This is a genomic window from uncultured Gimesia sp., assembly GCF_963976445.1.
Taxonomy (GTDB): Bacteria; Planctomycetota; Planctomycetia; order Planctomycetales; family Planctomycetaceae; genus Gimesia.
The window spans coordinates 50,323-63,325 of sequence record NZ_CAXBKP010000012.1; the positions used below are offsets into that span (position 1 = coordinate 50,323).

Genomic DNA, 13,003 nt, shown 5'->3' on the forward strand with positions numbered 1-13,003 from the left:
TATCAGTGGAATCAGCAGGATGTCGGTTTTGCAACGGCGTTACTGACTGGCAAGTTTCTGTTTGAGTTCGTTGGCGCACTTTTCGCTGCAGACGACGTGTTGAATGGCGTTATATGTCATCAAGTTTTCAGCAGCGACGGTGGCGATTTTCTGTTTGCAGTTATCACAAACGCCTGGTTTGCCGACGGGCGATTGAACACGAATTTCTTTTTGCGGTGGCGCATGTCCGCAACCAGCTATACAAGTACAGATCGCGAGGAACAGGGGTCGCAGCACTTTGTCTGATAGACGCACATTCATTTACTTGAGTTCTTTCACAGTTGTTTTTCAGAAGCAGAGCCGATCAAGATGGAAACTCGGCGGGGAGTGTCACTGGCACGCGCAACTGCTATCGCATTTCACATACCGTTTATTGGATACAGGGACGAAATGGAGAAACGTGGACTATGATGGAAAAGAACTTAAACGGCTCAGGCCTTATTTTCACGAGAGAACAGGCTTGTGGGGAACTGGATTATGACATGAAAAATAAATCCTGCTGGAATGATCGCCACTTTGCTTCTTGTTGAGGGCGATTCTGAAGTGTTGCGCGAAGTGACGGATGTGTCGAGGAAGTCGACAGGCAGAGATAAAGGAAGGTGATAAAAGAGTCGTCTATCAAGGATAGGGAGTGTCTGATTTTCATCTGCGTTGAAAAATCACTATCTGGTAGAGTGTGGTTTGTGGGGGGGATGTGCGACCGAGAATTTACGGTCTCCCTCGATATTGTGGTGGGGAGCTTGCTTGTGAAATGGTTATCATGGGAAATGGCATGTCAGCGTCAAGCAGAGAGTTGGATTTCGAATTGAAACTAACGACATGGGATAGCCTGGGATCACCCTGTGATAGCGCGTTATGTATTCACGAAGTCAAACGAAGGCGGATTGAAGTGAGGGAGTTGTTTGATCGCTGGTTCCTGATGTTCCGGTTCCGATCTGTTAAAACAAGGGGTTTTTATAGTGCTGAGATCATCAGGACGCCTGGAAGTTCAGTAATTGTGATCCCCGTCTCGCGCGCGACGCGATTTTCGCTACTATTGGGAATGGCGTGAAGGTGTCAAGCAGAAATAAAGTGCTTGTTTTCAGGGGGAAATGTAGGGGGGCAGATTTCCGAAATTGTCAATGGAATTTAGAAGGGGAGTGATTTGCGACATTCAGGGGACTTGCCTGGCGCTGGTTCACGAAGTTCACGTGATATGCTTACCGTGGTCGGTTCAGTCAAAAAAGCCGGGGGGGATGTTGTCTTTGGATTGAAAGCGTTCGCCGTCGGGATTATTTTCGTCAACGATCCAGGGGTCGCCGTGATTGTGGTAGCCGCAGCGTTCCCAGTAGCCGGGGGTGTCTTCGGCAATGAAGTCAATTCGTCTGAGCCATTTGGCGCTTTTCCAGGCGTACAGTAGGGGGACGATCAAGCGGAGGGGCCCGCCGTGATCAGCGTCAAGGGAGTCGCCGTCATGCTTGTCGCAGAGGAGGACGTCTTCTGACTGGAAATCTTTGAGGGGGAGATTGGTAGTCCAGCCGCCATCGTAACCGGTGGCGATGACATATTGGGCTGCGGGTTGAACGTCGGCCCGTGACATGATTTCTCTGCCGGAGACTCCTTCCCAGAGATTTCCAAGACGTGACCAGCGAGTGACACAGTGAAAATCGGCGAAAACTTGCGTGCGGGGTAGCAGCTGGAATTCGTCCCAGGTGAAGGAGAGTGGGTTTTTGACGAGGCCACCAATGTCCAGTTTCCAAGTGTCGCAATCGATTTTGGGAACCGTGGTGGCATGCAGTACGGGCCATTTACGAGTCCGGGATTGGCCCGCGGGAATCCGGTTCTGACGGAAAGTGTCTGAGCTGATCATGATTTTGGAATCTGGGGCAGGGGGAGACGGAGGATCGCCATCCTGGTACTTTTCTGCTTCAGGACCGTTATACATCTGTAAGCTCCATAGGGATTTAAGTCATGTAACGTATTTCTGGAAGATATCTGGAATATAAGAATTTCTGTTTAATTATCCAGAGGAAGATATTACAAATCCCCCAGACTTGGCACATTGGTTGCATTTCAGTATGAGTGAGTCTTTCCAGAGTGCGGAGTGATGGTCGTGTACGGATGAAATACCGCCATTGACCATATTTTTCAAAATAAATAAACTTCGGGAAGAGAAGAACTTACAGAGATTAAATGTATTCCGGACAGGAATGAGGCGTTGTTGTTACGTACTTCGATCATTCTGGAGCGGAACGCGCGTACTGCCAGTATGACAGTCGGGCTGTGATCCGCCTGATCTATAATAAAGACTATTTTCGAGAATTCGAGTTCAGGTTAAAAAATGGAATTCCTTGACAAACTGGGTGAGTGGTTATCTGTAGTTACGACATGGCTGGAGCGATTTCTGACAGGAATGTTCGGTTCTTCGAACGAACGTCAAATTCGCAAGCTGGGTTTTGTCCGAAAGAAAGAGGGCAAAGACGAAATCGTGCCTGGTTCGATGCTGGCGGAAATTGATAGTTTCGAGCCCGAGTTAATGCAGCTCTCCGATGACGAATTGAAAGAGACGGCGTCGAAGTTGCGCGCACGTCTGGCGGCGGGGGAGACGTTAGATGATATTCTGACCTATGCGTTCGCGGCGGTACGCGAGTCTGCGCGGCGGAATTTGAATATGCGGCATTACCCGGTGCAGATGATCGGTGGCTACTTTCTGCATAAAGGCATGATCGCCGAAATGGTGACCGGTGAAGGGAAAACGCTGGTTTCCTCATTGCCGGCATTTTTGAATGCGTTGGCTGGTAAAGTGCATATTGTGACGGTCAACGACTATCTTGCGCTGCGTGATATGGAGTGGATGGGGCCGATTCATATTGCACTGGGATTGAATCTGGGTGCGATTCAATCGCGGATGGGACCCGAGGAACGGCAGAAACATTACGCTTGCGATATTACTTACGGAACGAACAACGAGTTCGGGTTCGATTATCTGCGGGACAATATGAAGCCTGTGAAAGAACTACAGGTGCAGGGATCATTGTATTATGCAGTGGTTGACGAAATCGATAATATTCTGATCGACGAAGCGCGAACGCCGTTGATCATTTCCGGGCCTGCGCAAGATGATTTGACGAAATATTCCAAAGCCAATTCCGTGGCGCTAAAGCTGACGCCTAACGTTGATTTTGAAGTCAAGGAAAAAGAGCATACCTGTCACATGACAGATGCGGGTGTCAAGCATGCAGAAGAATTAGCAGGCGTTGAGAGTTTTTATACTGCGGGCAATATGGAGTGGCCGCATTTGATAGATAACTCTCTCAAAGCGCATCACCTTTACAAGCGAGATGTAAATTATGTGGTGCAGCAGGGTGAAGTCATTATTGTGGATGATCACACGGGCCGATTGATGCCGGGGCGTCAGTGGGGCGATGGTCTGCATCAGGCTGTGGAAGCCAAAGAAGGCGTTAAGATTAAGGAAGAGTCACAGACTCTGGCGACGATTACACTGCAGAACTTCTTTAAGCTGTACGATAAATTAGCCGGGATGACCGGTACCGCGATGACCGAAGCGGAAGAATTCTGGAAGATCTATCAGCTGGATGTGGTCAGTATTCCGACGAACCGGCCGATGCAGCGGATTAATTATCCCGATGTGATTTATCAGACCGAGAAAGAGAAATGGACAGCGATTGCTGATGAGGTGCGTGAAGTCCATGCAGAAGGGCGTCCGATTCTGGTGGGAACGGTTTCGATTGAACAGTCAGAAATCGTCAGCCATCGGCTGAGCAAATACGGGATTCCCCATAACGTCCTGAACGCCAAACATCACGAGCGTGAAGCGGAAATTATCGCGCAGGCAGGGCGAAAAAAAGCCGTTACGATCGCGACGAATATGGCCGGTCGTGGTACCGATATTATTCTGGGTGGAAGTGCCGAACACATCGCCTGGGATGAATTGAGCCAGAAATACGAATCGCGTCTGGATGTTCCCAAAACAGAATGGGACCAGTTGGTCGACGACATTGAAAAACGGGAAGGCATGGATGTGGAAGCCGCGGAAGTGATGAAGCTGGGGGGCCTGCATGTGATTGGCTCCGAGCGTCATGATTCCCGCCGAATCGATTTACAGTTGCGCGGTCGGTCTGGTCGTCAGGGAGACCCGGGTTCGAGTCGTTTCTTCCTGTCGCTCGAAGATAAACTGATGCGTGTGTTTGCCGGCGAGTGGGTAAAAAATATCCTGGCGCGTCTGGGGATGGAAGAGGGAGAAGCCATCGAAAGTGGAATGGTTTCCAAGCGAATTGAAGGCGCCCAGAAGAAAGTCGAAGAACGTCACTTTGAGCAGCGAAAGCATCTGCTTGAATATGATGAAGTGATGGACGAGCAGCGTAAAACTGTTTATGGATATCGACAGCAGATTCTGGATGGATGCAACTGTCGCGATTTGATTTTGGAGATGATCGAACGGCAGGTTGATGAAGAAACCGAGCGTTTGCTCGAAAAAAATTATCGTTGGGATACGATTGCCGCCTGGTGTAGCCAGGAAGCGCATATTGATGTCGATGCTGCGAATGTTCGTGAGATGACTTACGAACAACTGGTCAGTTATCTGAAAGATGAGGCGACACTGCAGGCGGATGATCTGATCGCCGAACAGATCGGTGAAAATCTTCCAGAAGAGTATGAAGATGACTGGAACTGGCAGGCCCTTTCAAAATGGACGAACGCGCATTTTAACCTGAATCTGAATGAGCGTGAGCTGAAGAAAAATGGTCGGGATGGCTTGCATCAGACGCTGTTCGACCATGCCCAGAAAGCCATTGGACGCATTGATTTTACGCCACTTCAGGCATTTCTGGATGAAGACTGGGGAACGCGTTCTCTGGTAGGATATCTGGATTACCAGTTTGGGATTGAAGCCGATCCGAAGGACTTCGTGGATCTAAGTGTTCCCGAATCCAAAGAAAAGATTCTGGAGATCGTAAAAGAACTCTACCAGGAAAAAGAAGTTTCATTTCCTGTGACGGTTGGGATGTATAACTTCCTGGGGAATCAGCAGCCTGGAAATGAAGCGAATAGTCGGGTGGGTCTGGTGAAGTGGGCCAATACACGATTTCATTCCAATCTGGATCAGGAAGCATTGAAAGGCAAGCAGGTCAATGAAATTCAAAACATCCTTTCTGCGGAAAGCGAAAAGGTGTTTGTGAATGGGGAAGCTTCAGCACAAATTGAACAGTTGCTTACGAAGGCTTATGCCGGTGAAAGTTCTGGTGCTTCGGGAAATGGCGTCCATTCCAGTGAGCGCAAAGCGGCTCTGGATGAGATTGCCAATTGGGCCAATCAGGAATTGGAACTGAGTGTAACAACGGAAGAGCTTGAGCCGTTAACCGATGCTGAAGTTCGGATTCGCTTGTATCAGGCTTATAATAAACGGTATCGTCCGGAACTTAGTCAGGCGGAACGTTCTCTGATCCTGGAAGTACTGGATACATCCTGGAAAGACCATCTGTATTACATGGATCACCTGCGGTCCGGCATTGGTCTGGTGGGATATGCCCAAAAGGATCCCAAAGTAGAATACCGCCGCGAAGGAATGAAAGCCTTTGATGGGATGTGGGGCCGGATCGGTCAGCAGGTTACCTCGGCAATTTTCCGATTGGAAAAACAGAGTCCTGATTTTGTTGGCTCGTTGTGGCAGGTGACTTCGACAGTACATGAAGAGGTTACGGATGATTTCAATTATGATGAGCCTGTTGGTGATGAACAGAGTGCATCCGAGCCTGTAGAGCAGTCAATCGAGCCGATTGTGAATCAGCAGCCAAAGGTTGGCAGGAATGATCCCTGTCCCTGTGGAAGTGGTAAGAAATTTAAGAAGTGCTGCGGAAAGAATCTGTAGTTTTAGAGAATCAAATCGCTGAACTCAACCAGGGGAATGGAATCCCGTGCGTATAATTTCCTATCTATTGAATCTGGGTTACTGTCTGTTACTGGCAGTGGTTTCGCCTGTGATATTTTACAGGGTGTTGATTCTCAAGAAATATCGATCTGGCTTGGATCAGAAACTTCTGGGAAGTCTGCCTGTGCGGGATAGTTCTGAGCCTTGCTTCTGGTTTCATGCCGTCAGTGTAGGGGAAGTGCTGCAGTTGCCCCCTCTGTTAGAGGAGTTGGCAGCGCAGAATCCCGAAGTGGAATTTGTGATTTCAACGACGACTCATACCGGATATGCGGTTGCGAAAGAGAAGTTCCCCCAGCATTGTATCTGTTATTTTCCCTTGGATTTTTCCTGGGCCGTCTCGCGTGCATTACGGCGTATTCAACCTACGGCCGTATTTCTAGTTGAAATGGAACTCTGGCCGAATTTTGTATTGGCTGCCGATCAATTAAAGATTCCCGTTTCGATCATTAATGGACGGTTGAGTGAAAACAGCTTTCGTGGCTATCAGAAGATTCGGGCGTTGGTCGGGCCATTATTAAACCGACTGCATCTGATCGCCGTTCAGACGGAGACGTATGCCGAACGGTTTGCGAATTTGAGAGGGAATTCCGAAGGGATTCATGTGACGGGATCAATCAAGTTTGACGGGATTCAGGTTGAACGGGATGATCCACTAACCGATGAATTACGAAATACGTTTCAGTTAAAAACATCGGAAACAATTCTGGTGGTGGGGAGTACACAATCACCTGAGGAACGGATTGCATTGGATGTTTATCTGGAAGCCCGAAAGCGGTTCCCTCAGTTACGGCTGATTCTGGTTCCTCGTCATCAGGAACGTTTCGAGGAAGTCGCCGGACTTGTGAAACGCTACGGGTTGCCTTTGATTCGTCGCAGTCATCAAAGCCGGGAAGACGTTGGTTCTGTTTTGCCATTTTCCACCAGTGGTCAGCCAGCGATTTGCCTGTTGGATACACTGGGAGAGTTGAAGGCCTGTTGGGGGCTGGCTGCGTTCGCATTTGTGGGGGGAAGTCTCACGAAGCGAGGCGGACAGAATATGATTGAGCCAGCCGGTTTCGGTGCAGCATTGATGTTTGGGCCGAATACCTGGAATTTTAAAGATGTGGTCGATGCATTGATTCAGCACCGGGCGGCAACAGTCGTACAAGATCAGGGGGAATTGCTCGACACTTTAGTAGACTGGCTGGAAGACCCTGAATCGGCCAGAAAGCAAGGCGTGCGGGCACAGACATTTGTATTAAATCAGCGGGGAGCGACAAGTCGAACCGTTGAACTGATTGCGCCTCTGGTAGTCGATCCAGATGCTTCGTCTTGTGATCGGGCGGCTTAGAAGCCTCCGTGATTTACCGCAACGATTCAATTCAGGACTGATTTTTGAGAAACCTTGTCCAAAACGGCTTGGGGGAGTCGAGAAGCTCTTGTTGAGTTGATTCAGGGGCCCTACAATTATACTAAAATCGTTATCTTCGGAGCGCATTCACAATGGTGATGCGGTCTATCATGTTAAGTATCAAAGGTTGAGGTGGCTCTCAGGTCGTTCGCTTGGATCAAGGTATCTTGGGACATCTCCAGGATGATTTCGAACGTAAAAAAGCATGGACAACGCTAGCGTTGATGAGGGCGTGCTCGAGAGTCGGTCCGGGTCGGACACAACACATTTCATGATCACGTTGTTAAATGTAAAAGGATGGAGTGACGCATGGCTAATTTTTCGTTTACAAGTGAATCTGTCAGTATGGGACATCCTGACAAAGTATCTGATCAGGTTTCGGATGGTATTCTCGATGCATTACTTGCTGGCGATCCAAATTCACGCGTCGCTTGTGAAACATTGTGTACAACTGACTTTGTTGTGCTGGCAGGAGAGATCACAAGTAATGCCCAGGTTGATTACGAACAAATTGCCCGTGATGTGATTCGTGATATTGGTTACACCAGCAATGATATCGGATTTAATGCGGATACCTGTGAGGTGTTGGTGAAGCTGCATCAACAGAGTGCTGATATTGCACAGGGTGTTGACGCCGAAGGGGCCGGCGACCAGGGGTTGATGTTCGGATATGCCTGTAATCAGACTGAAGAATATATGCCCGTGCCGATTGCACTTTCGCATCGCATTTTAAATAAGCTGACCGAAATTCGTCAGAATAGTGAAGTGAACTGGTTATTGCCCGACAGTAAAAGCCAGGTGACTGTTGATTATGAAGATGGGAAGCCGGTTGGCGTTTCCGCAGTTGTGGTTTCGACTCAACATACCGATGATGTGACTCAGGAAGAAATTCACAAATTCATCATTGAGAGTGTAATTAAAGAAGTGGTTCCGGCCAACTTTTTAAGCGATGAAACCAAGTACCATATCAATCCGACCGGTCGGTTTGTGATTGGTGGTCCGCACGGCGATACTGGTTTGACAGGCCGCAAGATTATCGTAGATACGTATGGTGGCTGGGGACGTCACGGTGGCGGTGCTTTCAGTGGTAAGGACGCGACGAAAGTCGACCGTTCTGCGGCCTATATGGCACGGTACATCGCGAAAAATATCGTGGCATCCGGGCTGGCGACTGAGTGTGAAGTTCAGCTTTCTTATGCCATCGGTGTGGTTGAGCCAACTAGTATTTATGTTGATACCAAGGGGACCTCGGTCATTCCCGAAGAGACAATTTCGGAACTGGTGAGAGATCTCTTCCCGCTGAACCCACAGGGGATTATCAATCATCTGCAGTTGCGTCGTCCGATATTCAGAAAAACAACCTGGGGTGGTCATTTTGGCCGCAATGATCGCGATTTTACCTGGGAAGCAACAGACAAAGCGGCAGAGTTGAGAGATGCTGCAGGATTGGGAGCGGAAGTTCCTGAGCCTCAATTCGCCATCTCCTGAATTCAGGAGTTGTGTCAGGATTGAAGTCACTCTCGCCGGGCAGGATGGAGGATGCTCGTCATGGAAGAAACAAACCAGCGTCAAAATCAGTTCAAGGATCGACCTGTTCAGGGAAAGCCATCTCGGTTGAGGTGGCTGTTCCCTTTTTTTTTGATCGGCGGCAATCTTCTGTTTGCCAGTCTATTTCTGTTGCTGCGTGGTGTGGGGGGCTTTCAAATACAGCAGAGTTATTTGCCTCTGCTGACAATAGGCGGCCTACTCTCATGTGCTTCAGTAGGGACCCTGCTGTTGATCCGCTCTCTGCGGCTAATGAATCTTTCCAGCGGTCAAAAACACAGTTTAACCTTGGCGCTGATTCTGCCCGTCTTAGCTGGAATGCTGGCTGTTCTACCCCAGAATGGACTGAATCTAACAGGGATCTTGTTTTTCAGTCTGGCGTATTTTCTGGCCTTTGCCGGTGTCTTGGAAGTGATCGATCGTGAGAATTCCAACTGGCAGAGATCCGAGTTTCTCCCTATTGGTAACTCGGATCAAGGGAACCTGGTTTCACAGGCTTCCGCACTGTCTGATCGTGCCGATTCGCCTCAGATAGTACCTGAGACTGAGTTGGAAGACGTGCAGGATGCGCCCGACAGTGAAGAGAACAACGAAGCATTGTTTGAGGCGTTGTTAGGCCAAAGTGATGCCGCTCAGCAGGAGACAAGTGAGGCTGATGAAAGCAGGGAAAACTGCTCGCAGTGGATGAACCGTTCGCAGAATACGGATGGATTTGAAGTGATCGAAGGCGGGACTCTCATTCAGTTTGCAAAGCATCAGAAAGCCAGCGTTGTACATCTCGGGCTTTTTCCCCCTGTGGAGGGAAAATTACATGTCGTCTGTACTTTCGGGCTTGGGATGGCTATCAGAGCACGTGTGCTGGAAACCCGGGGTTATGGTGTCAGTGTTGAAGTCAAACGGACTTATGACCTGGAACACGCGTTCGAGGCCGAAATGAATTATCGGATTACTAACCAGGCTCTGAATGAAGATGTTGCCTGAACCAAAGGTCGTATTTTTGGTCAAATGGTTTGTGGTTAGATGTGATAATAGGTAAGATGGTCGGGGTTTTTGATGTGAAATATGGAAAAATGGGTGTTTATGCTTATTTGCAGGACAGTTAATTTTACCTATATTATACGATAGCTGGAATTTTCTATATTTCGCTAGTTTCCAATTTTATGAATCGCTATACTTTGCAGTCATTGTCAGTCACTTGGGGAGTCTCCCTAACTGATTATGACGAGTGGGATTCGAGCATTTTCTTTCTCACAACCAATCATAGTAGCTCATTGGTTATTAATGCGGAAACGTTTTGATAATCACTTAGTGCATCTACATTTATAACAGGTTCTTGCATATGTTAAGATCCTGTGTTGAGTGGAATTGTGCTGCATCACGATGGGATTCGTGTTGAGGGGATGTTGGGCTCTGTACTTCGTTCAGGGTCTGACAATTGCTGAATAAGGATGTCAGGAACATGCACAAGATTTCTTTAAAATATCAAACAAAAAATCAGGTAAAGTCGACTGACCTAGAGTCAGTTCTAGATGCGTCCGGTTTGCTGAATGAGCAAATCAACGAATCGCCTGAGACTAAAAAAATAGAGAGCAAGCGTGGTCGCCAGGTGATTAGTCAACGAACTAATTCATTGTTGGGAGTGCAAATTGTTTCGAGTGGATCTTACGTACCAGACAATGTCGTTACGAATCAGGATCTGCAGGAGCGTTTTGGTTTTGACCCGGAATGGATTGAACAACGAACTGGTATCTTGGAACGCCGTCATGCCCCTCCTGAGATGGCGACAAGTGATTTGTGTTATGAAGCAGCACAAAAGGCAATTCGCGCCGCCCGCGTGAATCCTGAAGATATTGATTTGCTGATTATTGGAACTTTCACTCCCGATTTTCAGTGTCCCTCGGTGGCTTGTCTGGTTCAGGATCGATTGGGGCTGGATGCTCCTGCCATCGATTTACAGGCAGCTTGTGCCGGGTTCATGTATGCGTTAGTGACTGCAGCGCAATACGTGGCGACAGGGAACAGTAAACTGGCGCTGGTGATTGGTGGAGACTGCAACAGTCGCATTGTCAATCCGGAAGACCGCCGCGTCGCTCCGCTGTTTGGAGACGGTGCTGGAGCCGTGCTGCTTGCCAAGGGAGATCCTCATCAGGGACTGGCCTGTTATCAGACCGGTTCCGATGGAAGCGGTTGCTCTTTACTGGATCGTCCCGCCGGTGGGACTCGGAATCCCGCGACCGTTGAAGACATTCGAGAGGGACGTCACTTTTTAAATATGGATGGCCGCAGCGTCTTTAAATGGGCCGTCCGAACGGTTGCTGATTCGATTGATCTGATGCTGACCAAAACCGGCATGAGCGTGCACGACGTTGATTTATTTTTGTTGCATCAGGCAAATATCCGGATCATTGACTCAGCTTGTGAGCAACTGGGAATTCCCAAGGATAAAGTATTCAACAACCTTGACCGGTATGGGAATACTTCAGGGGGATCGATTCCGATTGTACTCGATGAAGCATTCAACGCCGGTATGATTAACCGCGGCGATACAATTCTGCTGAGCGGCTTTGGAGCCGGACTTGCCTGGGGAACCGGATTGTTCCGCTGGTAAGCTACGAGAACAGACGTTTTTTAGGTCCTGTTTCGAGTATGAAACTGACTTCCGCCGATGGCGTATTTTCGTTTCCACACAAATGAGCGGCTCTTCAAAGACAGCCCCGTTTCAAGATGTTTATTCTGTTTCCTGTTCCGGACCAGCTGGTTCTTCCGATGTAACAGGTCGCTCAATCACAGGCTCTCCCGCTTTGGCCACGCCTGCCAGTGGCAGTTCGTCTGCCTGGTCCTGATTTTCGTCTGCGTTATAGACATGATCGAGCGGAGTTCCATCATCGCATTTTCGCAGCAGAAAATAGATCACGGTATTGGCCGACCAGAAAAAACTGATCACAAAGCCGGTAAACAGAATATTGAGGATCGATCCCCAACCCATGGAAATGGTGGTGGCGAGTGTGTTTTGATTCGAGTGGAATAAATCACTCGCCTGTTGACTGCCCATTCCCCAGCTGACTCCCCAGAAGGAAAGATAAGAGACCAGCTGGATGAGTAATTCAACAAAGAGCAGGCAGATCGCGGCATAGCAGAGTGTGACAATCACGAGCCAGAGAAAATACCAGATGCGTCCAAACAGGTAGCTGAAGATGCGACTCAAACCGTCAAATCCATCACTGTCTTCGACGCTGATCGTGGTCATCATTAAAGGCCAGCCTGCAAGTGTGACCAGTAGAATTAAACTCATTACAAAAGCAAACAGGAACGCCAGCCCCCAGAGTAGACCGACGATGATGCCGCCCGCATCAGGAATATTCCCAAATAAGCCGATCAGCAGGCATAAGCCCCAGAAGAATCCCAATCCTGCAAAAGGGAGCAGGGGGGCACTGACCAGTGAGAGGATGCGTTTCAACGAGAATCGCAAGGCAGCTCGAGAGCCGATATGTTCGTCCTGTGCAAACTGGATGGCGGCGATTCTGGTAATCGCACCACCAAAAACGGCCCAGACGATAATCGCCCATAAGAGTTGTGTCGTAGCATAAGCCAGTGAACTCCAGCTGGCATCGATGCGGAAGAGCGCTACGACAGGTTCTGTAAAAAAGGACATGGTCCCAAGCACCGAGGTTCCGTCACTAAGGAGGCCGAACGCGGAGAAGCTGTTTTCCCTGAGGAAGCTGCCGCCAGAGAGTGGTTGTAGAATCTGCTGGGGAGACGGTGGTGGAAACAGGACGTTTTGTGGAACCTGTTGTATATTTCCCGGGTGTTGTGGCGGTGCAAAGGGGAGTTGGTTAAACAGCTGATTTCCCAGGAGCAACAGCAGCAGTCCTGCCGAGGCCAGCAAAATTTTCTGAAAATCGACAGCCAGTCGAAAGACGCGAAACAGATGCAGCCAGGGGAAAATGGTTTTATACGGTATTGGTTCAGATATGAGAGAAGGTTTTTGATTCATCATAATCAGAATGATTATCCAAGGGCCCACAGATGAGGTAGATGCTGATCAGATTGCAATTCAAGAACTGAAGACGAAATGCCTGACAATCCTATTGAAGCGTATT

8 protein-coding genes are annotated in these 13,003 nt (G+C 48.8%); 5 read left to right on the plus strand and 3 right to left on the minus strand.

The window, feature by feature from the left end; genetic code table 11:
• Positions 1–39: 39 nt before the first annotated feature.
• Positions 40–300, minus strand: coding sequence for a hypothetical protein (locus AAC022_RS14710; RefSeq protein ID WP_339732080.1), 261 nt, complete (start codon positions 298–300; stop codon positions 40–42).
• A gap of 952 nt (positions 301–1,252) precedes the next feature.
• Positions 1,253–1,963 (minus strand): sulfite oxidase-like oxidoreductase, encoded by a 711-nt coding sequence (locus AAC022_RS14715; protein WP_339732082.1) that lies wholly within the window; start codon positions 1,961–1,963, stop codon positions 1,253–1,255.
• Between the two features lie 396 nt (positions 1,964–2,359).
• Between AAC022_RS14715 and secA the strand changes: the two genes are divergently transcribed.
• From secA to AAC022_RS14740, 5 genes are all read left to right on the plus strand, one after another.
• Positions 2,360–5,908, plus strand: coding sequence for a preprotein translocase subunit SecA (secA, locus tag AAC022_RS14720; RefSeq protein WP_339732084.1), 3,549 nt, complete (start codon positions 2,360–2,362; stop codon positions 5,906–5,908).
• 46 nt (positions 5,909–5,954) lie between these two features.
• Entirely contained in the window at positions 5,955–7,298 is a 1,344-nt protein-coding gene (locus tag AAC022_RS14725) for a 3-deoxy-D-manno-octulosonic acid transferase (protein ID WP_339732086.1), read from the plus strand.
• Positions 7,299–7,667: 369 nt separating this feature from the next.
• Complete coding sequence (metK, locus tag AAC022_RS14730; protein WP_339732088.1) at positions 7,668–8,846, plus strand: methionine adenosyltransferase; 1,179 nt, start codon at positions 7,668–7,670, stop codon at positions 8,844–8,846.
• Between the two features lie 60 nt (positions 8,847–8,906).
• Positions 8,907–9,884, plus strand: a complete 978-nt coding sequence (locus AAC022_RS14735) for a hypothetical protein (RefSeq protein ID WP_339732090.1) — start codon at positions 8,907–8,909, stop codon at positions 9,882–9,884.
• A gap of 478 nt (positions 9,885–10,362) precedes the next feature.
• Positions 10,363–11,511 carry a beta-ketoacyl-ACP synthase III gene (locus AAC022_RS14740; protein ID WP_339732092.1) on the plus strand — a complete coding sequence of 383 codons (1,149 nt, stop codon included), beginning with the start codon at positions 10,363–10,365 and terminating at the stop codon, positions 11,509–11,511.
• Between the two features lie 120 nt (positions 11,512–11,631).
• On the opposite strand, the gene AAC022_RS14745 is transcribed toward AAC022_RS14740, so the two are convergent.
• Positions 11,632–12,900, minus strand: a complete 1,269-nt coding sequence (locus AAC022_RS14745; RefSeq protein WP_339732094.1) for a hypothetical protein — start codon at positions 12,898–12,900, stop codon at positions 11,632–11,634.
• Positions 12,901–13,003 lie beyond the last annotated feature (103 nt).